Annotated in this window: 25 protein-coding genes; 6 read left to right on the top strand and 19 right to left on the bottom strand. The window is 61.8% G+C overall.

Annotated elements, in window-relative coordinates:
• Positions 1–2 precede the first annotated feature (2 nt).
• Positions 3–827, top strand: coding sequence for a TIGR00282 family metallophosphoesterase (locus LJE98_RS07285; RefSeq protein ID WP_229574501.1), 825 nt, complete (start codon positions 3–5; stop codon positions 825–827).
• Positions 828–863: 36 nt separating this feature from the next.
• Here LJE98_RS07285 and LJE98_RS07280 read toward each other — a convergent pair whose 3' ends face one another.
• Positions 864–2,099, bottom strand: a complete 1,236-nt coding sequence (locus tag LJE98_RS07280; RefSeq protein WP_229574500.1) for a methyl-accepting chemotaxis protein — start codon at positions 2,097–2,099, stop codon at positions 864–866.
• Between the two features lie 341 nt (positions 2,100–2,440).
• Here LJE98_RS07280 and LJE98_RS07275 point away from each other — a divergent pair, with 341 nt between their 5' ends.
• A complete protein-coding gene (locus LJE98_RS07275; RefSeq protein WP_229574499.1) occupies positions 2,441–3,283 on the top strand; it encodes an MBL fold metallo-hydrolase in 843 nt (280 codons plus the stop codon).
• Positions 3,284–3,292: 9 nt separating this feature from the next.
• On the opposite strand, the gene LJE98_RS07270 is transcribed toward LJE98_RS07275, so the two are convergent.
• The gene (locus LJE98_RS07270) at positions 3,293–3,796 is read right to left on the bottom strand and encodes a pyridoxamine 5'-phosphate oxidase family protein (RefSeq protein ID WP_229574498.1); all 504 of its coding nucleotides are present in this window, start codon (positions 3,794–3,796) and stop codon (positions 3,293–3,295) included.
• A gap of 161 nt (positions 3,797–3,957) precedes the next feature.
• Between LJE98_RS07270 and LJE98_RS07265 the strand changes: the two genes are divergently transcribed.
• Entirely contained in the window at positions 3,958–4,704 is a 747-nt protein-coding gene (locus LJE98_RS07265; RefSeq protein WP_229574497.1) for a YebC/PmpR family DNA-binding transcriptional regulator, read from the top strand.
• An 81-nt stretch (positions 4,705–4,785) separates the two neighbouring features.
• On the opposite strand, the gene glmM is transcribed toward LJE98_RS07265, so the two are convergent.
• The 17 genes from glmM to ruvC all read right to left on the bottom strand — a co-directional run bounded on the left by glmM (position 4,786) and on the right by ruvC (position 20,045).
• Positions 4,786–6,141: a phosphoglucosamine mutase gene (gene glmM / locus LJE98_RS07260; RefSeq protein ID WP_229574496.1), complete on the bottom strand. Its 1,356-nt coding sequence runs from the start codon at positions 6,139–6,141 to the stop codon at positions 4,786–4,788.
• 256 nt (positions 6,142–6,397) lie between these two features.
• Positions 6,398–8,329 (bottom strand): ATP-dependent zinc metalloprotease FtsH, encoded by a 1,932-nt coding sequence (gene ftsH, locus LJE98_RS07255; protein WP_229574495.1) that lies wholly within the window; start codon positions 8,327–8,329, stop codon positions 6,398–6,400.
• 120 nt (positions 8,330–8,449) lie between these two features.
• Complete coding sequence (gene tilS, locus LJE98_RS07250) at positions 8,450–9,775, bottom strand: tRNA lysidine(34) synthetase TilS (RefSeq protein ID WP_229574494.1); 1,326 nt, start codon at positions 9,773–9,775, stop codon at positions 8,450–8,452.
• Positions 9,775–10,764 carry a tol-pal system protein YbgF gene (gene ybgF / locus LJE98_RS07245; protein ID WP_229574493.1) on the bottom strand — a complete coding sequence of 330 codons (990 nt, stop codon included), beginning with the start codon at positions 10,762–10,764 and terminating at the stop codon, positions 9,775–9,777. The genes tilS and ybgF overlap by 1 nt, the downstream gene beginning before the upstream one ends.
• 161 nt (positions 10,765–10,925) lie before the next feature.
• Positions 10,926–11,462 carry a peptidoglycan-associated lipoprotein Pal gene (gene pal, locus LJE98_RS07240; RefSeq protein WP_229574492.1) on the bottom strand — a complete coding sequence of 179 codons (537 nt, stop codon included), beginning with the start codon at positions 11,460–11,462 and terminating at the stop codon, positions 10,926–10,928.
• Between the two features lie 165 nt (positions 11,463–11,627).
• Complete coding sequence (tolB, locus tag LJE98_RS07235; RefSeq protein WP_229574491.1) at positions 11,628–12,932, bottom strand: Tol-Pal system beta propeller repeat protein TolB; 1,305 nt, start codon at positions 12,930–12,932, stop codon at positions 11,628–11,630.
• Positions 12,933–12,953: 21 nt separating this feature from the next.
• Entirely contained in the window at positions 12,954–14,030 is a 1,077-nt protein-coding gene (locus tag LJE98_RS07230) for a hypothetical protein (RefSeq protein WP_229574490.1), read from the bottom strand.
• A 10-nt stretch (positions 14,031–14,040) separates the two neighbouring features.
• The gene (gene tolR, locus LJE98_RS07225; protein ID WP_229574489.1) at positions 14,041–14,493 is read right to left on the bottom strand and encodes a protein TolR; all 453 of its coding nucleotides are present in this window, start codon (positions 14,491–14,493) and stop codon (positions 14,041–14,043) included.
• Positions 14,494–14,517: 24 nt separating this feature from the next.
• The gene (gene tolQ, locus LJE98_RS07220) at positions 14,518–15,237 is read right to left on the bottom strand and encodes a protein TolQ (RefSeq protein WP_229574488.1); all 720 of its coding nucleotides are present in this window, start codon (positions 15,235–15,237) and stop codon (positions 14,518–14,520) included.
• A 245-nt stretch (positions 15,238–15,482) separates the two neighbouring features.
• The gene (gene ybgC / locus LJE98_RS07215; protein WP_229574487.1) at positions 15,483–15,923 is read right to left on the bottom strand and encodes a tol-pal system-associated acyl-CoA thioesterase; all 441 of its coding nucleotides are present in this window, start codon (positions 15,921–15,923) and stop codon (positions 15,483–15,485) included.
• Between the two features lie 62 nt (positions 15,924–15,985).
• Positions 15,986–16,558 carry a DinB family protein gene (locus tag LJE98_RS07210; protein WP_229574486.1) on the bottom strand — a complete coding sequence of 191 codons (573 nt, stop codon included), beginning with the start codon at positions 16,556–16,558 and terminating at the stop codon, positions 15,986–15,988.
• Positions 16,555–17,064, bottom strand: coding sequence for an NUDIX hydrolase (locus LJE98_RS07205; RefSeq protein ID WP_229574485.1), 510 nt, complete (start codon positions 17,062–17,064; stop codon positions 16,555–16,557). The genes LJE98_RS07210 and LJE98_RS07205 overlap by 4 nt, the downstream gene beginning before the upstream one ends.
• Before the next feature lie 4 nt (positions 17,065–17,068).
• The gene (ruvB, locus tag LJE98_RS07200; RefSeq protein ID WP_229574484.1) at positions 17,069–18,109 is read right to left on the bottom strand and encodes a Holliday junction branch migration DNA helicase RuvB; all 1,041 of its coding nucleotides are present in this window, start codon (positions 18,107–18,109) and stop codon (positions 17,069–17,071) included.
• Positions 18,110–18,182: 73 nt separating this feature from the next.
• Positions 18,183–18,800 (bottom strand): Holliday junction branch migration protein RuvA, encoded by a 618-nt coding sequence (ruvA, locus tag LJE98_RS07195; RefSeq protein ID WP_229574483.1) that lies wholly within the window; start codon positions 18,798–18,800, stop codon positions 18,183–18,185.
• Positions 18,801–18,816: 16 nt separating this feature from the next.
• On the bottom strand, positions 18,817–19,236 hold the full coding sequence (locus LJE98_RS07190) for a type II toxin-antitoxin system VapC family toxin (protein ID WP_229574482.1): 420 nt from the start codon (positions 19,234–19,236) through the stop codon (positions 18,817–18,819).
• The gene (locus LJE98_RS07185) at positions 19,217–19,477 is read right to left on the bottom strand and encodes an AbrB/MazE/SpoVT family DNA-binding domain-containing protein (protein ID WP_229574481.1); all 261 of its coding nucleotides are present in this window, start codon (positions 19,475–19,477) and stop codon (positions 19,217–19,219) included. Before LJE98_RS07185 ends, LJE98_RS07190 begins: the two co-directional genes overlap by 20 nt.
• Before the next feature lie 55 nt (positions 19,478–19,532).
• Complete coding sequence (gene ruvC / locus LJE98_RS07180; RefSeq protein WP_229574480.1) at positions 19,533–20,045, bottom strand: crossover junction endodeoxyribonuclease RuvC; 513 nt, start codon at positions 20,043–20,045, stop codon at positions 19,533–19,535.
• 151 nt (positions 20,046–20,196) lie between these two features.
• On the opposite strand from ruvC, the gene LJE98_RS07175 reads away from it, so the two are divergent.
• The 3 genes from LJE98_RS07175 (at position 20,197) to LJE98_RS07165 (ending at position 24,733) form a co-directional block, all read left to right on the top strand.
• Positions 20,197–21,198 (top strand): LLM class flavin-dependent oxidoreductase, encoded by a 1,002-nt coding sequence (locus LJE98_RS07175; protein WP_229574479.1) that lies wholly within the window; start codon positions 20,197–20,199, stop codon positions 21,196–21,198.
• A gap of 176 nt (positions 21,199–21,374) precedes the next feature.
• Positions 21,375–23,654, top strand: a complete 2,280-nt coding sequence (locus LJE98_RS07170; RefSeq protein WP_229574478.1) for a methyl-accepting chemotaxis protein — start codon at positions 21,375–21,377, stop codon at positions 23,652–23,654.
• A gap of 230 nt (positions 23,655–23,884) precedes the next feature.
• Positions 23,885–24,733, top strand: a complete 849-nt coding sequence (locus LJE98_RS07165) for an outer membrane protein (protein WP_229574477.1) — start codon at positions 23,885–23,887, stop codon at positions 24,731–24,733.
• The last annotated feature ends 55 nt before the right edge of the window (positions 24,734–24,788 follow it).

Raw genomic sequence — 24,788 nt, 5'->3', positions numbered from 1 at the left:
ATATGCGACTTCTGTTCCTCGGAGACATGGTGGGCAAGACCGGACGAACGGCTGTGTGGGAGCGGTTGCCGGGCCTCATCTCCGACCTGAAGCTCGATTTCGTCATTGTCAACGGCGAGAACGCTGCCGGCGGCTTCGGCATTACCGAGGACATCTATCTCGAGACGATCAATGCCGGCGCCGATGTGGTGACGACAGGCAATCACGTCTGGGACCAGAAGGAAGCGGTTTCCTTCTGCACCCGGCACGACCAATTCCTGCGCCCGGCCAACTATCCCTCCGGTACACCGGGCAAGGGATCCGGCCTCTATTATGCCCGCAACGGCGCGCGGGTGCTGGTGGCCAACATCATGGGCCGCGTCTTCATGCATCCCGAACTCGACGACCCCTTCAAGTCGGCAGAGACGATCCTGACGGCATGCCCGCTGAAGGAACAGGCGGATGTCATCGTATTCGACTTCCATGCGGAAGCGACCAGCGAGAAGCAGTGCTTCGGCCATTTCGTCGATGGCCGCGCGAGCTTCGTCGTCGGCACGCATACGCATGTTCCGACGGCGGATCACCAGATCCTGAACGGGGGCACCGCCTATATGTCGGATGCCGGCATGTGTGGCGACTACGATTCCTCGCTCGGCATGGAGAAGGAGGAGCCGCTCAACCGCTTCATCTCGAAAATGCCCAAGGGTCGCTTCGAGGCTGCGAGCGGTCCGGCGACCATATGCGGAGTCGGTGTTGAAATCTCCGATGCAACGGGGCTTGCAGAAAAGATCGCGCCGCTCCGGATGGGCCCGCGACTGGCTGAAACGATCCCGCCGTTCTGGGCCTGACGACGGGATCCTTTTGGTTTGAAGGGCGACGAGCGGCTAGCGCCGAGAAGTCTTGCGTTCCAGGCGGCCGAGCTTCTGCAATACTTCTCCTGATGCGACCTCGACACATTGCAACTGCTTGAGAGCCGCCCCGATATCGCCTGCATTGAAGCTCCGAACGGCTTCGATGCCGTGCTGGTGGACCCGACAATGCGGCTCGTCGAGTTCGACAAAATCGGCGTCCTGTCCGAGGGGCGTCGTCCGGGCACCGAGATACCACTTTCCGAGCCGGCAGTTCTTGTGATCGGCAAGCTCGCGGGCGTCGAGCGTTTCACGCCCGACGATCATATTGGCCAGGCGCCGCTTCCAGATCACGTGGTCCGACTGTGCCAGCAGCACGACCTTGCCAGGGATATCCTCTTCGGCGAGAGCCTTCAGCCGTCGGTCCAGACCTGACTGGGCGCGGGAGACGGCGTCCATGACGCGGCCCAGTTGCCGCGTGGCATCACCGGCGCTCGTCGCGATGTGGGTAATGCCGCTCGCGACGCTGGACGATGCAGTCTTCTGTTCGACAAGGGCGCTCGCGATCTGGGTCGCGCTGTCGGCGCTTTCGGTGACCTGCCGAAGCGCATCGGACAGCCGCGCCGTCAGCTTGTCCAGCGATGTTGCTCCAGCGTCCGCAGACGAGCGGCTGGTGGACATGGCCTCATTCATCGAGGAAAGTCCATGTTCAAGATCCTGGACGATCTTGGAGATCTCCGTCGTGGCATTGGCCGTGCGATCCGACAGTGCCTTCACCTCGGAGGCGACGACGGCAAAACCTCTGCCGGCCTCCCCCGCACGTGCTGCCTCGACGGCAGCATTGATTGCCAGCATGTTGGTCTGAGAGGCAATCTTCTTGATGTTGGCGGCAATTTCCGAGATGCGTGATCCCAGGGACTGGATCACCGAAATCCGGTCGTTGGCGTCGCCGAGTGCCTGGTTGATGTCGACCACGGTGCTGCGGGTTTCAAGAGCTGCCTGCCGCGCCTCGTCACAGGCCGCACCGGCCTTGCGGGTTCCGACGGAAATTTCCTGGCCATGGCGTGCGATCTCGTCGACGGTCGATGCCATTTCCTCTGCGGCGGCCGCTATGTCGTGGGTCCGGTGATCGACCTGTTTCAGGTCATAGAGAAGGTTGGCGGACATCGTCGCGGTTTCGTTCAGATTGATCGAGACATCAACGACATCCTTCAACTGGACGGCGGATCGCTCCTGGCAACGGGCAATCAGACTGGCGACTGCACGGTCCAAGTCGTCTGTCCCCGAGGGAATCTTGCTGAAATCGTCTTTGAGGGCTGCTTCGATACAATCCAGGAGGGCATGGCCGGTGGTCGGTGTATCTTGATCAAACAGGGCCTGCGCCGCCGGCATGGTATCTTCCTCTCGATTTGGCGGGAACCTGTGTTCCCTCGGGAGAGCCACAATTGACCATAAGCGCTTAACGATCGATTAAGCATACTAACCGCCCGGACGCATTTTCGTGGCGTCCAGATAACGGCAATTTGAGGTCCCCGCAGGAGAGGTCGTCTTTACCCCGAGTGGAAGCTGGCTCATTCTCTGGGCTTCGATCTGGATACGGTGCAGGGAGCGGCATGATGCTGAGACTGGTGTTGTCCACGATGGTGCTTGCGGCTCTGGCCAGCGGCACATTCGCGCAGGAAGCCGCGCGGCCGCAGGTGAGCCAGTGCCAGCTGATCGCCGAGAAGATCCCTGATGTTCAATATGCCAAATACACGCCGTCTGCCTCCGGGGCGCCGAAACGGACACTGGTTCAGGTTCAGGAAGATGTCGTCATCACCTATCTCGGGCATTCCACCTTTCAGATCGACACACCCGGCGGCGTTTCCATTGCCACGGATTTCAACGGTTGGCTTCGAACCTCACGCACGCCTGACGTTGTGACGATGAACAAGGCACATTCAAGCCACTACACGCTCAATCCGGATCCGGCGATCGGCGCCGTGCTGCAGGGATGGAACGAGGCCGAGCCGGGCCAGCCGATCGAGCACAAGCTCGTGGCGGGGGACGCCTATGTACGCAATGTGTCCACCGATATCCGCAGCTGGGGCGGCGAGATGGAGCCAAACGGGAATTCGATCTTCATTGTCGAGGTTGCCGGTCTCTGCATTGGCCATCTTGGCCACCTGCATCATGAACTGACTGATACGCATTACGGCGAAATCGGACGGCTGGACATCCTTATGGTGCCCGTGGATGGCGGGCTGACGCTGGGCGCCGACAGCATGAGCCGCATTGTCAAGCGATTGCGTTCCGCGGTGGTCCTGCCGATGCATCGGCGAGGTCCCCCGATCGAGACGTTCCTGTCAATGTTTGACGGTGGGTTCGATACACAGATTTCGGAGAACCGCGGCTTCACCGTGTCCATGCGGACATTGCCGAAGAAGCCGCTGATCCTCGTGCTTCAGGGGGTGTGAGGGGTCACCTCAGGCGAAGCGGACATGTCGGTGTACACCGACATCCGGCAGCTTTTCCGGGTTGAGGTTTGCCTTGGCGATTTCCCAGCCGAACTTAACCGTGCTGCCGGTCGAGGCCCAGATCTCGCCCTCTTCCAAAGAAAGGGCCAGCATGGTCAGGAGCGGATCGGACTTGCCGCCCTCATACCAGGCGGCCACGACTGAATTCCAGTATTCGTCTATCTTCGTCTGGTCCTTCATGACGGTCAGGTTGCCGGTCAGCGACGCATGATAGTCGTGGTCCTTGCCGACAAGGCAGAACTGCGCGCGACTGCCCGGGCGCAAGGCCTTGACGAGATCGGTATCCGTCTTGGTGAAGAACCATATGGTGTGTGTCGACCGGTCGGCCTGCGGCGCCATGGGGCGCATGGCTTGATCGGAACCGACAAGGCCGAGCATGCCGGCATGCACATCGTCGATTTCTTCCCAGAGCTGTTCAACCGGGTTTTTGCGGGCTTCGCTGAAGCTTGCCATATCGTCTGTCTCCCTGACGTTTCTTCGGGGAGGCAACGAGTTCGCAGCTGACTTGTTCCTGTCGCGACAGGTCCATCGTCGCGGCTGCTTGGGCTTGAACAGGGCCGGTTTCGCCCTTATAAGGCGCCCATTCCCAATATTCAGACCTGATCAGGGGTGCCATGGCTGGCCATTCACAGTTTAAAAACATCATGCACCGCAAGGGGAAACAGGACGGTATCCGTTCGAAGATGTTCTCCAAGCTCGCGCGCGAAATCACGGTTGCTGCAAAGACCGGGCTGCCCGATCCGACCATGAACGCGGCCCTTCGCCTCGCTGTCCAGAACGCCAAGGCGCAGTCGATGCCGAAGGACAATATCGAGCGCGCCATCAAGAAAGCGTCCGGTGCCGATGCCGAGACCTATGATGCGATCCGCTACGAGGGCTACGGTCCGGGCGGCGTTGCTGTCATCGTCGAGACGCTGACCGACAACCGCAATCGCACGGCCTCCGTTGTCCGTTCGACCTTCTCGAAGGCTGGCGGTGCGCTGGGCGAAACCGGTTCTGTCTCCTTCTCCTTCGACCATGTCGGCGAGATCACCTACAAGGTCTCCGTTGGCGATGCGGACAAGGTCATGGAAGCGGCGATCGAAGCCGGTGCCGAAGACGTCGTCTCGGATGAAGATGGCCACACGATTTACTGCGCATTCGAAGACATGAACGAAGTGTCGAAGGCGCTGGAAGCGGTGCTCGGTGAAGCCGAGTCCGTCAAGGCGATCTGGAAGCCGCAGAACACGATCGAAGTCGATGAGGAAAAGGCGACCTCGCTGATGAAGTTGATCGATACGCTGGAAGACGATGACGACGTGCAGAATGTCTACTCGAACTTCGAAGTGTCCGATGAGGTCATGGCGAAGCTCTCGGCCTGATCGCCAGAAACGATACTCTAAAACAAGAAAGCCCGGCTGGTTCGCAGCCGGGCTTTCTCGTTTCAACGGATCTTGATCCGATTATGCAGCGACGCTGCGCACGCTGCCGATGACATCGACCAGTTCGTTGACGATGCGTTCGACCTGCTCGCGATCGTCGCCTTCCGCCATGACGCGGATCAGCGGTTCGGTGCCCGAGGGGCGGATGACAAGGCGGCCGCATTTGGCCAGCTCTGCTTCGGCATCGGCGATTGCCTGCTTGACCACGGCGTCTTCCAGCGGCTTGCCGCCGGAGAAGCGGACATTGCGCAGGAGCTGCGGTACGGGCTCGAAACGATGGCAGAGTTCGCTGACCGTTCGGCCAGTGCGCTTGACCGCCGCGAGGACCTGCAGGGCGGCAACGAGGCCGTCGCCGGTCGTGCCATGGTCGGAGAGCACGATGTGGCCGGACTGTTCGCCACCGATGTTGAAGTCGTGGCTGCGCATATGCTCGACGACATAGCGGTCGCCGACCTTGGTGCGGGCCAGTGTCAGTCCCTTGTCGCCCAGGAAGCGTTCCAGGCCGAGGTTCGACATGACGGTGGCCACGATACCGCCGCCGCGCAGTGTCTGGTCCTGTGCCCAGGTTTCGGCGATCACGGCCATCAGCTGGTCCCCATCGACCACCGTGCCGTTCTCGTCGATGATGATGACGCGGTCGGCGTCGCCATCGAGCGCAATGCCGATGTCGGCGCGGGTCTCGTGCACCTTCTTCTGCAATGTCTCCGGATGGGTCGAGCCGCATTCGAGGTTGATGTTCGTACCATTCGGCTCGTTGCCGATCGTGACCACTTCGGCGCCCAGCTCCCAGAGGGCTTCGGGTGCCACCTTGTAGGCGGCGCCATTGGCGCAGTCGATGGCAACACGCAGGCCATGCAGTGTCACATCGCGGGGCAGGGTGCGCTTGGCGAATTCGACATAACGGTCATGCACGCCGTCAATGCGTTTGGCGCGGCCGATATCGTTCGGAGCTGCAAGCTGGCCGTAGATGTCCTTCTCGAGCATGTCCTCGATCTGCAGTTCCAGCTCGTCGGAGAGCTTGTAGCCGTCGGGGCCGAAGAGCTTGATGCCATTGTCTGCAAAGGGATTATGCGAGGCCGAGATCATCACGCCGAGATCGCAGCGCAGCGAGCGCGTCAGCATGGCGACGGCGGGGGTGGGAATGGGGCCGAGCACGAAGGCGTCGAGGCCGGCGGCGGTAAAACCTGCCACCATGGCGTTTTCCAGCATGTAGCCGGAGAGGCGCGTATCCTTGCCGATCACGACGCGGTGGCGATGGCCGCCACGGCGAAAGATCGTGCCAGCGGCGATGCCGACCCGCATGGCGAGATCGGGCGTCATGGGGAAGCGGTTGGAGAGGCCGCGAATGCCATCCGTGCCGAAGTAACGACGTGTCATCGAGTGTTCCTTCAAGTCCTGTCGATCTCACCCGCTGCGCAAGATCATCGCCCATCAGCGATCGCGCGGGGATCCGTGGTGTGCTGCTCATGCCACAGAACGCTGTCGAGGACACGTAAAATAGCGCTAAAATCGATTACACGACGTTACCACGGGCGTGGCTTCCACTGAATTCTCAAGGTTTGGCACGCCCCGAACGGAAAAAAAAGGCCACCCGCAGGGGTGGCCTCTTTGTCGATCTCGGATCGTATCGTGATCAGTGCGGCTGCGGTTCCAGGCCGCCTTCCGGCTCGCCACCCTTGGGGGCGTCCTTGCGCCCGGTCGAGGGAACGGCCGAACCACGGCTTGGCGTGCTGTCATCACCGCTGTCGCGCGACGGCTTTTCGCCACGGATCAAGGCCTTGATCTCTTCGCCAGACAGCGTCTCGTATTCGAGCAGACCTTCGGCAATCGCGACGAACGCGTCGTGGTTGTCGGTCAGGATGCGGCGCGCCTCGGTATAGGCCTCGTCGATCAGACGACGGACTTCCGTGTCGATCTTCTGGGCGGTCGATTCCGAGACGTTCTTGGACTGCGAAACGGAGTGGCCGAGGAAGACTTCCTGCTGGTTTTCACCATAGGCGACCTGGCCGAGCACGTCGGAGAAGCCCCATTGCGTGACCATGGCGCGGGCCAGCTTCGTTGCCTGCTCGATGTCGGAGGAGGCGCCGGAGGTGATGTTCTCCTTGCCGAAGGTCAGTTCTTCGGCGACGCGGCCGCCCATCATGATGACGAGGCGCGAGACCATCCACTTGTAGCTCATCGAGTAGCGGTCGCCCTCGGGGAGCTGCATGACCATGCCGAGTGCACGGCCGCGCGGAATGATGGTCGCCTTGTGCAACGGGTCGGCAGCCGGCACCTTCAGCGCGGTGATGGCATGGCCTGCCTCGTGATAGGCGGTCAGCTTCTTCTCGGCTTCGGTCATGGCGGAGGAGCGGCGTTCCGCACCCATCATGATCTTGTCCTTGGCGTCTTCGAATTCGGCCATGGTGACGACGCGCTTGTTGCGGCGGGCGGCCATCAGTGCGGCTTCGTTGACCAGGTTTGCCAGGTCGGCACCGGAGAAGCCGGGTGTGCCACGGGCGAGAACCTTGAGATCGACATTCGGTGCCAGAGGCACGTTGCGGGCGTGGACCTTGAGGATGCGCTCGCGGCCGACGATGTCGGGGTTCGGCACGACGACCTGACGGTCGAAACGACCGGGACGCAGCAGGGCAGGGTCGAGAACGTCGGGACGGTTGGTCGCGGCGATCAGGATGATGCCTTCATTCGCTTCGAAGCCGTCCATCTCGACCAGCAGCTGGTTCAGCGTCTGTTCGCGTTCGTCGTTACCACCGCCGAGACCGGCGCCACGATGGCGACCGACGGCGTCGATTTCGTCGATGAAGATGATGCAAGGCGCGTTCTTCTTGGCCTGCTCGAACATGTCGCGGACGCGGCTTGCGCCGACACCGACAAACATTTCGACGAAGTCCGAACCGGAGATGGTGAAGAAGGGCACGTTGGCTTCACCGGCGACGGAGCGGGCGAGCAGCGTCTTACCCGTGCCCGGAGGGCCGACGAGCAGAACGCCACGCGGGATCTTGCCGCCGAGCCGCTGGAACTTCTGCGGATCGCGCAGGAATTCGACGATTTCCTCCAGGTCCTGTTTGGCCTCGTCGACGCCGGCGACATCCTCGAAGGTGACGCGGCCATGGGCCTCCGTCAGCAGCTTCGCCTTGGACTTGCCGAAGCCCATCGCACCGCGCGAGCCACCCTGCATCTGGCGCATGAAGAAAAGCCAGACACCGAGAATGAGCAGCATGGGGAGAAGCGTCCCGACATAGCTCAGGAAGCCGGAGGAGCCGTCCGTTTCCGGGCGGGCCACGATCATGACATTCTCGGCTTCCAGCTTGGACAGCAGGTTGTCGTCGACAACAGGTGCGTAGGTCTGGAAGGCGGTGCCGGACTCTGCGTATTTGCCGAGAACGCGGTTGCCGGTGACTGTCACCTCACGAACGCGCCCAGCATCCACTTCGCGCAGGAATTGCGAATAGGGTACCTCGCTCGAGGCCGTCTGAGACGGCGACGTCTGGAACATGCTGAACAAGGCGATCAGCAAAAGGGCGATGATCGCCCAGAGCGCGAAGTTGCGAAAATTTGGGTTCATTGAACTCCCCGAACCTGTAGTGCGGAACTCCGTTCCGCAGAATTATCATCTAACATAGGATCGCGCCGCATCCTTGCCAAGGCAAACGGACGGCCTTGGACCGTTTTCTGTCAATAAGTGTTAAACGGGGGCCGGCGGTGCCGGTTCTGCGCCCAGCCGTGTCGCGAGGGCCTGAGCGAGGGCAAGGTCGAAGAGCGGCAGGAAATCGGCATAGAGCGAGAGGCGGGGTTTGACTGACACGTGCTCGCATCGCGAGGGAAGAAGCCCATTTCTCACAAGCACTTGCGGTGTGGTTCCGGTCAGCGTTGCACGCACCGCTCCTGGTAAATCCGCGTCAATCTCCCGGATTGGTCCGGGCATGACGGTGACTTCCACGTCGCTTTTGTTCACGATCGCGTAGCGGCCATCCCAGATGCCACTTTCGCCGGGGGCGAGCGACAGTGGCAAAAGACCGCGCCTTTCGCGGAGCAGGAAGAGCTGGTTGCGGCGGCGGAGTGCCAGTGTGCCCGATAATGTCAGGCGGAAATCGGAGCCATCGTCCAATGCTGCGCGGAGCCGGGCAAGGCTCGCAGCTGCAGGGCGGTGAGGTTTGCCCCCGAGAACGGCCATGAGGGCGGCGAGCGCATAATCCCGCGCGTCGGTGGGAGTGAGGCCATCGTGTAACCGTGAAATGATCGCGACCGGTCCCGGCATTGCCGCCATGTGTCCGCTCAGCCAGGCGGCGGCTTCTGCTGACAGCGTTTCGCGCCGGTGTCCGGCCCGGGCGATCATTTCCGGATCGGTGTCGGGCGCGGACTGGCGGATCCGGACCCGCTCGTAGCGCGGGTCCTCGTTGCTGGGGTCGTCGATCCAGTCAATGTTCTGGGCGCGCAGATGGTCGCGGATCGCGTTGCGGCGTGTGTGCAGGAAGGGCCGGAGGATCCAGTGACGGCCCGCATACAGCGTCGCCTGGGCCATGCCCGCCAGGCCAGGAGCGTCGCTCGCCGAGCGGCCCGACCGCATGGCGACTGTCTCGATCTGGTCGTCCAATGTATGTCCGGTGACGATCGCATCTGCCCCCAGGGAGGCCGCCGCGTCTGAGAGCAATCGGTAGCGTGCGATGCGGGCTGCGGCGGACAGGCCGGTTGCGGGCTTCTCGCCGGTCCACTGCAGGATCCGATGCGGAATGCCGAGATGTTCACAGAGTTTGGAGACTTGCCGGGCTTCTTCGGCCGAAGCGGGCCTCAGACCATGATCGATGGTGGCGGCGGTCAGCGTATGGCTGTGTGCAAAGCCGTTCCCGGCAATGGCCCTTACCAATGTGACCAGCAATCCGGTCGAATCGCTGCCGCCGGAAATGCCGATCAGGAGACGTGTCGGGCGGCGGAGTGTGTGGAGAAAATGGTTGATCGCCGCTTCGGGCGAAAGTTCGGGCAGGGAACAGCCTGCCGCGAGCGGAGCGGCCATCAGCAGCTGAGGCGCTTCTGCTCACTCGCGACCTTTGAGACGACGGCGCGGGAAGCCTTGGGATAGCGTTTGGAGACTTCGCGCAAGGTGGCGCAAGCGGTCTCGGTGTTTTCGAGCGCGGCGAGCGACATGCCGAGCTTCAGAAGCATTTCGGGAGCCTTGGGAGACGCATTGTAGGTCTGATGGGCATTGAGGAACGTCTTGGCCGCCTCGTTGAAATTGCCCTGGGAGTAGAGCGCCTCGCCCAGCCAGAAATGGGCATCCGCGATCTTGGCGCTGCTCGGATAGGCCGCAATGAAGTCGCGGAATTCGCTTTCAGCCAGGCTGTAGTCGCCGGAAAGAACATGCGCATAGGCAACCTGGTAGACGTCGCCTTCGGAATTCAGCGAGGCAGTCTGCTGGGGGGCGGCGGGTGCGGTGGCCGTCACGCCGGTGTCGACGCCGGGCAGGGCGCCCGAACCATTGTCCAGAGCATCCGGGTTCAGCGTCGCTATGGCTGGCAAGCCGCTTTCGTCGAGAGCAATCGATCCGAGCGTCTGTTCACCGGGGGCTGTTCCGGGTGCCTGGCCGGCGCCGGAAGCGTCGGCGATTGCGCCGACGTCCGGAGTTTCGGTGATGATCTCGGCAACCGAGTCCTGCTGCTCGCCACCGGTCACGGGACGGGTCAGCGAGCCACTCTTCTTCTCAAGATCCTGGAAGCGAAACTCGTTGTCTTCCTGTTGCTTGCGGATGGTTTCCTGCATCTGCAGAAGCTGGAAGCTCATTTCCTCGATCCGGCCGTTCAAGGCGCGGATCTCTTCCTCGAGCTGCTGGACGCGCAAGGTCGGATCCGTGACCTGGGCCAGTTGGACCTCGGCCTTCGGCGAGTGCCCGGGCGCATTCTTCTGGCCGAGCTGCACGTTCGGAAACAGCTGGAATGCGCTTGCGCTGCCATGCAGTCCCGTCAGCGTGGCCGTCGTTAGCAGAGCGGCCATCACAAGTTTGTTCATGTTCCTTTTCCTGTATTCGCGACGAATTGCGCCGAACCAGCGCCGACAGGAGTTTTCCCAATTGCCTGCAAAAAGCAACCAAGTTCGGCCAAAGTAAGGAGAAAAGTAAAAGGCGGCCCCGGGGCCGCCTTCAAGCTCTGGTGATCGCGGGTCTATCCGGATCACATGCCGGCGCCACCGAGAACGGTGACGGCACGGCGGTTCTGAGACCAGCAGGAAATGTCGTCGCAGACGGCGACCGGGCGTTCCTTGCCGTAGGAAATGGTCTTCAGGCGCTGAGCCGGGACACCGCGCTGGGCGAGGTAGTCGCGGGTGGCGGCTGCACGGCGTGCGCCGAGCGCCAGGTTGTATTCGCGCGTGCCGCGTTCGTCGGCATGGCCTTCGATGGTGATTGCGTAGTTCGGGTAGCGCTGCAGCCACTGGGCCTGACGGTCGAGCGTCTGAGCGGCGTCGGCACGGATCGAGGTCGAGTCGGTGTCGAAGAAGATGCGGTCGCCGACATTGACGGTGAAGTCCTGGGCAGAGCCCGGGGTGGCCGCACCGGCGCCGGCGCCGAGGCCGAGTTCACCTGCGCTGTTCGGCAGGTTCTTCTTGTTCGCGCAGCCTGCGAGGGCCAGAGCCATGGCGAAGGCGATCATGGCCGGGTTGGTTGCCATTTTCTGCAGACGGCTCGTGGCCGGGGAATGAATTCGGCTCATCGCCGGTCTCCTTGAATTCTTTGTTAGGGTTGCCTGACCTTAACCAATCGCGGTTAACCGGGCTCCAACAATCATGGTTAAGAAACTGTCAAATCACGTAGTGAACGGGTCGAATGCAGACGGTTTGCGGCAAGAAAGAGGCGCAATTGCGCCTCTTTGCCGTCATCAATCCATTAGCGGCGACCAGGCCGGGTCGGAGGCGAAGGTCGGGGTCTTCACCAATTGCTCGTTGTAGCCGGAGAGGTCGATCGAATAGAGCTGCGGGCCACCGGCGCCGGAGTTCTGGCGGAAGAACATCAGCACACGGCCGTTCGGCGCCCAGGTCGGCCCCTCGTTGTGGAAGCCCGTCGTCAGGATGCGCTCGCCGGAGCCGTCCGTCTTCATCACGCCGATCGAGAATTTGCCACCGGACTGCTTGGTGAAGGCAATCAGATCGCCGCGCGGTGACCAGACCGGCGTGGAGTAGGAGCCGTCGCCAAACGAGATGCGGCGCTGGCCGGAACCGTCGGCACCCATGACATAGAGCTGCTGGCGGCCACCACGGTCGCTTTCAAAGACGATCTGGCTACCGTCAGGCGAATAGGAGGGCGAGGTGTCGATCGCAGCGGTGGACGTGAGGCGCGTTGTCGTCCGCGAGCGCAAATCCATCGTGTAGATGTTGGCATTGCCGTCCTGCTGCAGGCTCATGATGACCCGCTGGCCATCCGGCGAGAAGCGCGGCGCGAAAGTCATGCCGGGGAAGTTGCCGACCACCTCGCGAGAGCCCGTTTCCAGTTGCAGCAGGAAGACCCGCGGCTGCTGGCCCTCGAAGGACATGTAGGTGATTTCCTGGCGGCTCGGCGAGAAGCGGGGCGTGAGAACGATGTCATTGCTGTTGGTCAGCATGCGCACGTTCTCGCCGTCCTGGTCCATGATCGCAAGCTGGCGCTTGCGGTCGATCTTGGGTCCGCTTTCCGAGACAAAGACGATGCGTGTGTCGAAGTAACCCTTCTCGCCGGTGATCCGCTCATAGATGGCGTCTGCGATCATATGGGCGACGCGGCGCCAGTTCTTCGGATCGGTGAAGAACTGCTGGCCCATCATCTGCTGGCCAGCAAAGGTATCCCAGAGGCGGAATTCGGCGCGCAGGCGACCATCGGGTTCGCGCACGATACGGCCGACCACCAGGGCTTCGGCTTTAAGGACCTTCCAGTCCTCGAAGCGCGGTGGCTGATCGGGGTTCTGCACCTTCTCGATGAATGCGGCGCGGCTGACCGGCGCGAAGAGACCGGAGCGCTTGAGGTCGGCCTCGATTACGGCAGAAATCTGGGCGCCTATCCCATCAGCCGAGATGAAGTCGGTGATGGCAATCGGCAGGGGCTGCACGTTGCCGCGGTTGATGTTGATTTCGACGGCAGCGCTTGCGGGGCCGACATAGGCACCTGCGATGCCGGCACAGACCAGCAGAAGTCGGAGGAGGAGAGTTTTCATTCTTACCAAGCCTTTCAGCTCTTACATCAGTTCGCTGGGGTCGAAATTGACGACAACTTCAGACCATGCGTCATATTTGTCCGGGGGAAGATTGGTGAACGGGGCGGACTTGCGAACGGCGCGCACGGCGCCGCTCATGAGGACCTGCTGCGCCGAGGGTGAGCCGCCGGTTGCAGTCGCTTCGGGGTCGCCGACCAGAGCACCGCTCTGGTCGAGGCGGAAGGTGACGCGGACACGGACATCGGCCGCGTCCGCCATACCCGGCGTGATCAGCCAGTTCTGCTGGATGACGCCGCGCAATGCATCCATCTCGCTCTGACTGAGTGTCGAGCCGCCGGTATCGGTCTTGCCGCCTAAGGCTTCGGGATCGGTGGAACGCTTCGCGCCACCGCCGGCCGCATCCGTCTTGTTGAGAAGGGCTGCCACTTCGTCGGCGTTGAAATCGCTTTCCATCTGCGGCTTCGATTTCGCGGTCTCGCGGGTCTTGGTGTCCTGCTTGGCATCCGCCTTGGCGGTTGCCTTCGGTTCCGGCTTCTTCTCGACGGGCTTGGCGATTTCCGGTTCCGGCCGCGATGGCGGTACGGGTGCATTTTCGGGCAGCGGGATTTCTTCCGCAACCGCCGTTTCTGCAGGCACGGGTTCCGCAGGCTTTGCCTCAGCCGGCGCGGGTTCCGCAGGCTGCGGCTCCGGTTCGGGTGGCGGTGCCGTCTCTTCCTTGACGACTTCCTTCACCTCGTTCGGCTTGGCATCAGGCGTCGGTGCCGGCGTCTCGACTTTTTCCGGGGCTGCAGCCACTTCCTGTTCGACCGGTCGCTTCGACGGTGTCGGCGGAGCTTTCAGGTCCACCTCGTTGTCTCCGACATTCTCGGCAGGCTCGGCGATCGCAGGTTTCTTGGTGGGCACGGGTGCGGATTTCTCCGCCATCGGTGCGTCTTTCGAGCCCTTCTGGATCTGGGTGAATTCCTCGATCGGGACGATGTCGACCGGCAGGCTTTCCATCGGTGCGATTTCGAGCTTTTCGGGCGCGCCGAGGCTGACCAGTGCTGCGGTGAGCACCAGTCCATGCAGAAAGCTGGATGTGAAGAGGCTGCCCTTCATGTCCGTCCGATCAGTTCTGCTGTTCCTGCAAGGTCACGAGACCGATATTGGTGAAACCGGCGGATGAGATCCGCGCCATGACCTGCATGACGATGCCATAGGTGGCGGCGGTGTCGGCCCGCACAAAAATGCGTTCATTGTAGCCGGTGGTGGCGATCGCCTGCAGCTTGGGCACGACTTCCTCGATCGGGATCGCGGTCTCCTGCAGATAGATCTCACCTTCCGGATTGACCGAGACGGTGATCGGCTGATTTTCGCTGGTCATCGCTCCGGCCTGGGTCTGCGGCAGGTCGATCGGTACGCCGACGGTCATCATCGGCGCGGCGACCATGAAGATGATCAGCAGCACAAGCACGACATCGACGAAAGGTGTGACGTTGATCTCGCTGACGAGGGCTTTCCTGCTGCCCCGACGTCCACGGCGTCCGCCGCCCTTGCTTCCCGATCCGATCGACATGCCCATGATGCGTCTCCTGCTCCTCAGCCCTTACTGGGCAGCCTGGCGGGGCTGCAGCTTTTCATCGATCTGACGCGAGAGGATGGCGGAAAATTCGTCTGCGAAACCTTCCATGCGCGCGCCCAGCTTGCCTGCTTCACCGGAGAACTTGTTGTAGGCGATGACGGCGGGAATAGCGGCGACCAGGCCGATGGCCGTTGCGAGCAGTGCTTCGGCAATACCGGGGGCGACGACTGCAAGGCTTGCATTGTTGGAGCCGGCGATCGCCTGGAACGAGGTCATGATGCCGATGACAGTGCCGAACAGGCCGATGAACGGGCCGGCCGAACCAATGGTGGCAAGCGAAGACAGACGCGACTCGAGTGCTTCCGATTCGCGCGACATGGTGACGTCCATGGCGCGGTCGATGCGCATCTGAAGGCCGATCGGCGAGCGGGCTCCGCGCTCGAAGCTCTTCTTCCATTCGCGCATGGCTGCGACGAAGATAGCCGCGAGGCCCGTATTGTTGCGCTCGGCGAGTGTGCGATAGAGTTCTTCCAGGGACTGGCCCGACCAGAAGACCTGTTCGAACTGGTCGAACTGGCGGCGGGCGCGAGCGTAGCTCAAATACTTGTCGATGACGATGGCCCAGGTCCAGACAGAGGCGCCCATCAGGCCGATCATCACGAGCTTGACGATGAAGCCCGCCTGCATGAAGAGGCCCCAAAGGCTCACATCATGGGTCGCTGCAGCCATTCCAACTTGTTCCATCGCCTAAAATTCCCCGAAATCCAAACGCCCGGTGGGTTGGACCGGGCGGCGACATGAGCTCTACTGGTGGAAAACTTGTGCGGTCGCAGCCGCCGAAACCCTTTTCCCGCCTTAGCTCCCAGAGTGCTTCTGGGATGAAAATTTGGTCAAAGGAAGGCGTGCATTGCACAATCTTCCAGGCTCGGAGTAAGACCCTATTAAGGTTAAAAAGGCGTTACCGAGGCCTTGATCCGGGCTTTGTGAACTCAGGCAAGGAACTGTCTGGCGAGATCGTCCGGAAGGCGACGGGGCCTGCCGTTGCGATTGACGACGGCGATGATCACCCTTGCCGCGATCAGCAATTGCTCGCCACGGCGGATTTCCTGCTCAAGGATCATCTTGGCGCCACCAGCCTTCTCCGTGCGGGTGAGAACCCTGACAACATCATCCATCCGGGCAGGAGCCTTGAAGTCGATCTCCATGCGATGAACCATGAAGGCGAGGCCTTCGTCCGAGCTCGCAAACAGGTTCGACTGCTCGACCCCGAGGCAGCGCAGATAATCGGTGCGGGCGCGCTCCATGAAGTGGAGGTAGCGGGCATGGTAAACGGCGCCGGAAAAGTCGGTGTCCTCGTAATAGACGCGCTGGATGAGGTGGTGCACGCCGTCAATGATTTCGCCCGCCAGCGGGTGATTATGGGTCGTCATGCCTGATCCTGCCTTGTCCTGCCAATCAGTCTTCTGTGCCGAAATCCGGTGGCTAGCCGAAGTCAGGCCGATCTGTCCAGCATCATCAGGTCAGCTTCGGTGATCGAAAGCTGCTGCATTTCTGCTGCCCGAGAAGCTGCATCGTCGGAGACGATGAACTCGTCCAGCTGCGGCGGGGGTACGCTGGTGCCGGACAACATCGCGTGGACCTGGCCCCGATGATGGGTCTGATGCTGGAAGAGATGGTTCAAGACATCGTCCACGCGTTCGGTTTGAACGCGGGTGCCCCTGTGGATCTGAACCTCGCTCGCCAGGGCGTCAATGTCGAGCGAGAGACAGAAGTTCAGGAGCCGCTGATCCACGGCCGCCTGCGCCTCACGCAGTCCTTCAGGATGGGGGAACGGGATTTCATTGGCCCAGGCTTTCGGTCCCAGTCTGCCGCCTTCGAGGGCATCCACGTAGAACCAGTCAATGACCAGGATGTGATTGAGGCTCGCCTGGATCGACGGAAAGAAGCCGGTGCGATGTGCTTCGAATTCGCCCGGCTGGAGCATGGAGATCGCTTCGTGCAGCCGCTCATTGGCGAGCCTGTTGTTGTAGGCGAGTTTGATGAAGCTGCGGCGCGGGTCGATCATTTGTCGTCCAGATCCCCATCATGCCAGACGATGTGCTTTGGCGAGGCCGGCAGGGCCTCGATCTCGTCGGCAATGAAATAGGGCGGGATGTCGAGGGTCGTCAGTGCTTCCCGCGTTGCCGGGACCCATTTGAACTCAAGGCTGTTCTTGCCATCCTCGTTGCGGTGGATGATCTCGCTTTCGTGAAAAGGAAAGGAGACAGGGATCTCCATGCGGTAGTACAGGCCGAGTTCATGCCAGGCTTTGCCCTCATAGTCGAAAAAGTTCTCGACGATCCAGAGCAGGGGGCCGATTACGGCGTCGACGCCCAGTTCCTCCTGCATTTCACGCACCAGGGTTTCCGCCGAGGTCTCACCGATCTCCGCCCGTCCACCCGGGAAGGTCCAGAAGGTCTCGTGGGTCGCGCGGTGCACCAGCACATGACCGTCGCGGAAGGCGAGACCGGCGATCCGATGGTTGAACCGCCGCTTGCCGTCCTTGATGGTGATGAGGGTGCGTTTGGACACGGTCTCATTCGTCCTCGAGCGTCAGCCGGAATTGTGCAGCTTCCAGATCCTTGGGCGGCTGCATCCCCAGATGCTTCCACGCGTTTGCGGTCAAAACACGGCCGCGCGGGGTGCGCTGGATGAAACCCTGCTGGATCATGTAGGGCTCGATGATGTCCTCGATGGCGTCGCGCGGTTCCGAGAGACCCGCAGCAATCGTTTCGATGCCGACCGGTCCACCGCCGAAATTCACCGCGATCATCGAGAGATAGCGCATGTCGAGCTGGTCGAGGCCCATATTGTCGACGTTGAGGCGTGTCAGTGCCTCGTCGGCGATCTGGCGGGTGACGGCTTCGGCACGCGCGACTTCGGCGAAGTCACGCACACGTCGCAACAGCCGACCGGCGATGCGTGGCGTGCCACGGGCGCGGCGGGCGACTTCGCGGGCGCCGTCCTCGGTCATTGGAAGATTGAGCAGGCGGGCGCCACGGCGGACGATCGATTCCAGTTCCTCGACGGTATAGAAATTCAGACGTACCGGAATGCCGAAGCGGTCGCGCAGCGGGGTGGTCAGCAGGCCGAGACGGGTGGTCGCGGCAACCAGGGTGAATTTCGACAGGTCGATCTTCACCGAGCGGGCAGCCGGGCCTTCGCCGATGATCAGGTCGAGCTGGAAATCCTCCATGGCCGGATAGAGGATTTCCTCCACCGCGGGGCTCAAGCGATGGATTTCGTCGATGAAGAGCACGTCGCGCTCCTCGAGATTGGTGAGGAGAGCCGCAAGATCGCCGGCCTTGGCGATGACGGGGCCCGATGTCGAGCGGAAGTTGACGCCGAGCTCCTTCGCCATGATCTGGGCGAGCGTGGTTTTACCCAGCCCTGGCGGGCCGACGAAGAGCACGTGGTCCAGCGCCTCGCCGCGGTTCTTCGCCGCCTCGATGAAGATCTTCAGATTGGCGCGGGCCTCTGCCTGCCCGGTGAAGTCGTCGAGCGTCTGCGGGCGGAGTGCGGCGTCCAGGTCTTCGCCGCGTTTTTCCGGGGTCAGGATCGGGTTGTCAGCGGTCATGCGAGGAGTTCCATGCGGATCGAGCCGGGCTGCTTCTTTTTCTTATAGCGACATTGCTGCTGCGGAACAGTTCTCACCGCGACAACTCTTTCAGGCCTAGCCGGATCAGCTTGGCGCTGTCGGCTCCTTCGCCGCCGTTCTTCAGGGCCGCTGCCACGGCATTGGCCGCCTGATCGCGGGAATAGCCAAGATTGGTCAGCGCGGAGACTGCGTCGGCGACCGGGGCCGAAGCCACGCCCTCACCAAGTTCCTGCTTCAGGCCGATATTGGCCGTGGCCTCGCCGGCAAAGGCAGGTGCCTTGTTTTTCAGTTCGGTGACGAGGCGCAGTGCCACCTTCGGGCCGACGCCGGGGGCGCGGGAGATCGCCGCCTTGTCCTGCAGGGCAATCGCATTGGCCAGTTCTGACGGCGTGAGGGTGGAAAGGACGGCCAGCGCCACCCTGGCGCCGACGCCCTGAACGCTTTGCAGGAGGTTGAACCATTCCCGCTCCAGTGCGCTCATGAAGCCGAAGAGCTTCAGCTGGTCTTCGCGCACATAGGTCTCGATGAAGAGAACAACTGCCTCGCCCGCCGAGCCGATCCGGCCGAGGGTGCGCGAGGAGCAGTGGGCGATGTAGCAGACGCCGTGGACATCGACGAGCACATAGTCGTCGCCGATTTCGTCGATGGTGCCTTTGAGTTTGCCGATCATGGGAGCGTCCGTCGCATTACAGGGGGTGGGTTTCGGGGGAGATGATGTCGAGGTCGGGGAAGTAGCTTCGATAGCGCGCAGCATCCCGCGTCAGCAAACGGTGAGACCGGACGGCAGCATGCGCCCCGATCAGGAAGTCCGGGAGGGTGTGTTCCCGCTGGCCGCCGTTCCTTCGATACAGAAGGTGTGCCTTACCCGCGCGGAACGCCACGTCGTAGGAGATCGGCTCCCTCTTCAGATCGAGCCAATCGAGTGCATGGCTGAGTTGCTGCTCGCTCAAGGGGGAGGCGGCAAGCTCTGACCAGATGATCGGGTTTATCACCAGTGGGCCTTCATGGAAGCATCGCTTCATTGCATCAAGCGACCAGGAGCGCGTCTCGCTTGCCGGCCCCAGCACATCGATCAGCGCATGGGTGTCAATGACGGTCGAGGTCATCACGCGGTCCTCGCAGCCAATCAATGTACTTGTCTGCTGTCATTCCATTCGTGTCGAATGTCCCCTCGACACTCCGCGCCCACGCATCGAAATCCTCGAACGCATCCGTCGCATCGCCATTCTTGACCAGCATGACGCCTTTATCGGCAACAACGAATTCCACATTCGACCCCGGCTTGATGCCCAGTCGATCGCGGATCTCCTTGGGGATGGTGACCTGGCCTTTTTCGGTAACGCGCATGGTAATACCTCATAAGTCTTACTTACGGCCACCATCGGAACAAGTCAAGAACAAATCAGGCGCGGGCCAGCACCTTGCGCATGCGGTCGCCGCCGCGATTGTGGGCGTGGCAGATGGCAATGGCGAGCGCGTCGGCGGCGTCGTTGCCCTTGAATTCGGCCTTGGGCATCAGGATCTTCAGCATCATGTGGATCTGCGCCTTTTCGCCATGACCGACGCCGATGACGGCCTTTTTGACCGCATTGGGAGCGTATTCCGCAACCGGCAGGCCGGCGCGGGCGGGTACCAGCATGGCGATGCCGCGGGCCTGGCCAAGCTTCAGCGTGGCAACCGCATCCTTGTTGACGAAGGTCTGTTCGACGGCGGCTTCGTCCGGCGTGTAGGCATGCACGACCTCGGAGAGCCCGTCATGCAGCTGGCAAAGTCGGGAGGCGAGATCCATGTCGCCGTCGGAGGTCACAGTGCCCGATGCAACGAAACGCAGCGAATTGCCGATCGTCTCGATGACGCCCCAGCCGCAGCGGCGGAGTCCGGGGTCTATGCCGATAATGCGAATCGCGGAAGTCATGAGAAACCCTAGTGCAGTCCGGGGCAGATGTGCCAGCGAAATGTGAACAAAACGAAAACAGGCGAAGTGATTGCGATTTGTTGGCTTCCCCTCTTGGGACCACTGCGAGGCCTGACTACATGAGAGGGGTACTCCGAACAGGGCCGTTGTCATGATACCATTTTCCATACTCGATCTCTCTCCCGTCGCCGACGGACATTCTGTCCGGGAGGCTCTGGACGCCTCGCGCAGCCTGGCTCAGGTGGCGGAAAAGAACGGGTATCGCCGTTTCTGGCTCGCCGAACACCACGGAATGCCGGGCATTGCCAGCGCGGCGACGGCGCTCGTCATTTCGCATGTGGCGGCCGGGACCCAGAGCATTCGGGTGGGATCCGGCGGGATCATGCTGCCGAACCACTCGCCGCTGGTCATCGCCGAACAGTTTGGAACGTTGGAGGCGCTTTACCCCGGTCGGGTCGAGCTTGGCCTCGGTCGCGCGCCGGGTACAGACATGCGCACCGCCCGGGCCCTGCGCCGCAACATGGAAGCGGGGGCGGAGAGCTTCCCCCACGACATCCTGGAACTGCAGCGGCTGTTGGGAGCGCCGGATGACGAAGGCGGCCTGATCGCCGTTCCCGGCATGAACAGCCATGTCCCGATCTGGCTGCTGGGTTCGAGCCTCTACAGCGCGCATCTGGCTGCAGCACTGGGCCTGCCTTACGCCTTCGCATCGCATTTCGCCCCCGATCAATTGCTTGATGCTGTCGAAATCTACCGGGAACGCTTTCAGCCCTCGGCCGGCCTGCAGAAGCCCTATGTGATGGTCGGCACGATGGCGGCCATTGCCGAGACGGATCGCGAGGCCGGCCGTCTCTTCACCTCGGCACAGCAGCAGTTCGTCAATCTGCGTCGCGACATCCGCCGCTCGTTCCCGCGGCCTGTCGAGACGATGGAAGGGGTCTGGAGTGAAATCGAGCGCATCGGTGTGGAGCATACGCTGCGCTATGCGATCGTCGGATCGCCCGAGACTGCTGCGGACAAGCTCTCGCGCTTCATCGCCGATGTCAGGCCCGACGAGATCATCGTGTCCACGCCGATCCACGACCTTCAGGCGCGGATCCGTTCGGTCGAGCTCTTTGCGGGCCTTGCCCAGCGGGCTTCCCAGCCCGCATGACATTGCGAAGGATCGTGGGTTGATGGAATGTGGGGTTTCGCCCCCGATCTTTTACCGGTGATTAAGCGCTTTGGGTTGATTGTCTCAGTATAAAAATGGGGAAGTCCGTCGAATTCGGTCGGTGGACTGATCCTGGTGGTGCCGGCCGCTACGTGTCGGCTCAGGGGACAGCAATCATGACCGCTCGCATTCATTCGCTTTCCTTCAAACTCATCGCCGTCTTTCTCTTGCTGACGTTCCTCTCCGTCGCGCTTCTCAACATCTTCGCCTATCGGGGTTCGAGCGCGCTGTTCGGAGAGCAGACGGAAAAGGCGATGACCAGCACGCTGACCTTTCGGGGAGACCTCCTGATCGAGAAGCTGGGCTCACTGCAGAACCAGGCAGCCTCGATTGCCAAGATCGAGACGCTGCAGCAGTCCATGACCGGACTGAAGAGCGGATGGAACACCATCACCAAGAGCAGCGGTGACGCGAAAGCCGAATTGCAGCGTGTGTTCGTTTCCGAAAATCCGCACCCCGTCGGGGAGCGCGAGAAACTGATCAAGCCCGAGGGACCGAGCGGCTTTTACTATTCGACCCATGAAACGACCCAGACGCAGGTCGGCGCCTATCTGGCCGGCACGGCATTCCTCGACATGCTGATCGCCGACCAGAACGGCAACGTCATCTATTCGTTCCGGAAAGGTCCGGCCTTCGGAGAGAACCTGAAACAAGGGAATTGGGCTGCGACGGGTCTTGGACGCGTTTACCAGCAGTCGGCTGAAGCGGCTGCAAATGCCGTGGACGACGTCGTCGGCGTGAATTTCTCCGGCCTTGCCGTGGGTTCGGATGCCACCGCGCCGGACATTTATTTTGCCGTGCCCCTGGTCAAGCTCGGGGGCTACAAGGGCAGCCTGATGTTTCAGGTCCAGCCCGAGGTTTTCGCCAATCTTCTGTCCAAGGGGATCATTGCCGGCAGCAGTCAGAGGGCGTCGATCCTGTCGGGTTCCGGTGCCGGGATTGCACTCGATGATGCAGGCAAACTTATCGATGTGCGTGCCGATTTCCCGATTTCGGGTGATGGGGTCGCCGTGCAGTCGAGCCAGCGCCCGGAAGGCCCCGCAGTCGTCTATGGGCGACGGATCACTTTCGCGGGCCAGGATTTCGTCGTGACGGAGAGCCTGACCACGGCCGAATTGGAAGCCGGTTCGCTGAGCATCGCGGCCACGCTGTTCCTGACCGGGCTGGTTGCGCTGGTGGTGCTCGCCGTCGCAACCTGGATCTTCACGCGGCGCCTGTTTGCCCCGCTCGATCGCCTCGTCGCCTTCACCGGTGCCGTCGCGGATGGAGAAATCGAGCAGCCGGTGGAAAATCAGCAGCGGCAGGACGAGATCGGCAGCATGGCCCGGGCGCTGGAACGCTTCCGGCTCGGCCTGATCGAACAGCAACGGCTTTCCGCCGAGCGTCGTGAAGAGCGGACGCGCGCCGATGAAGAGCGCCGGCAGCGGATGGCGGAACGTGACAGCGAGGCCCGGACCTTGCAGGAGGTCGTCGAAACGCTGGACCACGGGCTGGACAGGCTCGCCGCCGGCGATCTGGCCTTCCGGATCGAGCGCGGTTTCCCGGCGGATCTCGAGGGACTGCGTTCCAATTTCAACAAGGCGATCGAGACCCTGAGCACGACGCTTGGCGGTATCGGTGGCAATTCGGTGGCGGTGCGCGAGGGATCCGAGGAGATGCGGGCAGGGGCAGACCAGCTCGCCGAACGCACGGAGCGCCAGGCCGCAGCCATCTCGCAGGCGGCCTCTGCGATCCAGGAGATCACCGTCGCGGTGCAGACGCAGATTGCCCGCGCCGAGGAGGCGGAACGTATCGCACGTGCCGCCAAGGACGACACGGCGACGTCCGGGCTGATCATGCGTGACACGATCGCCGCCATGGAGGCCATCCAGGGATCCTCGCAGGAGATCAACAAGATCGTCTCTGTCATTGACGAGATCGCCTTCCAGACCAATCTGCTTGCCCTGAATGCCGGGGTGGAGGCTGCGCGTGCCGGCGAGAGCGGCAAGGGCTTTGCGGTGGTCGCTCAGGAAGTGCGGGAACTCGCACAGCGCTCGTCGAGTGCGGCCAAGGAGATCGCCAATCTGCTTACCAAGTCACGCGGTGAAGTCGATCACGGCGTCAAGCTTGTCGAAAAAGCGGGCAATGCCCTCGATGGCATCGGTTCGCATGTTCTGTCGATCAACAGCCATATCGGCGAGATCATGGAGTCCACTCGCGAGGAAGCGCAGACCCTGGTCGACATCAATTCCTCGGTGAACCAGCTAGACGCCATGACCCAGCAGAATGCGGCCATGGTCGAGGAGACGACCGCGGCGATCCACAGGCTGGCAGGCGAGGCTCGTGAAATGGATCAGCAATTGGGGCAGTTCAATCTGGAGACAGTTCGCCCACCGGTTCCCCGTCACGCCGCCTGAGGCGAGACGACCGCAGCGAAGAGATGCAAGGCGCGGCTCTTTCGGGAGCCGCGCCTTTCGCTTTTGTTCAGTTCGACACAAGTACCAAGGTAAGCAATTGCATAAGGGTTAGAGTTAAGATCTGTAGTTAATCGCAACTTAACCTTTCCGCTCCATTATTTGTCTCAATTCAGGATGTCTGGCTTGAGACGGCCTGACGCGACAACGCTGGGACTTTGGAGTATCCTGTCATGACCAAAACCATTCTTACCGTGGCAGCGGCTGCGCTGCTCGCCAGCTCGGCCGCCTATGCCGCAGACGTTTATCAGCCCGAGCCGCAGCCGGCTTACATCGACGCGCCGGAAGTTGCCGTCGCCGAAACGTCCGGCTGGTACCTGCGCGGTGACCTCGGTTACAATTTCAACAAACTGCGCGGCGCCAAATTCTTCCAGGGCTCCAATGCCGACGAAGCCAGTTTCACGACCTCGTCGATCAAGGACAGCTTTTGGGTTGGCGCCGGTGTCGGTTACCAGGTCAACAGCCATCTGCGCACCGACCTGACTTTCGACTACATGTTCAAGTCCGACTTCAAGGGCTCGACCGTCGGTGGCGGCGCCGGTGGCGGCAGTGCTTGTGCGGTTGCGTGTACTTCGGAAGATCTCTCGACACTTCGTGCCTACACGCTGATGGCCAATGCATATATCGACCTTGGAACCTACGCGTACTTCACGCCTTATGTCGGCGGCGGTATCGGCGGCTCCTACGTCAAGTGGGACAAGTTGCGCAACACGTCTTGCGCCGACGACGGCTCGGGTTGTGACACCACCGTTGAACATGGCGGCAAGGGCAGCTGGCGTTTCGCCTACCAGCTCATGGCCGGCGCCTCGATCGACGTGACCTGCAACGTCAAGGCTGACCTCGGCTATCGCTTCCGCCATACCATGGGTGGCGACATGTTCGGCTATGCCTCGAATGGCGGCCCAGGCTACGACAAGGGCTTCTACAGCCACAGCGTCCATGCCGGTGCCCGTTATGTCTTCGGTGGTTGCGAAACTCCTGTTGCCTACGAACCGCCAGTCGAACTGCCGGTCTACAAGTAATCTCTCTTCCGGGATTGAGCACAGGGGTCGCCTTCGGGCGGCCCTTTTGCGTTCT

The sequence above is a fragment of the Rhizobium sp. 'Codium 1' genome (assembly GCF_020889605.1).
Taxonomy (GTDB): Bacteria; Pseudomonadota; Alphaproteobacteria; order Rhizobiales; family Rhizobiaceae; genus Allorhizobium; species Allorhizobium algae.
This window is presented reverse-complemented; position numbering and strand designations above follow the sequence as displayed.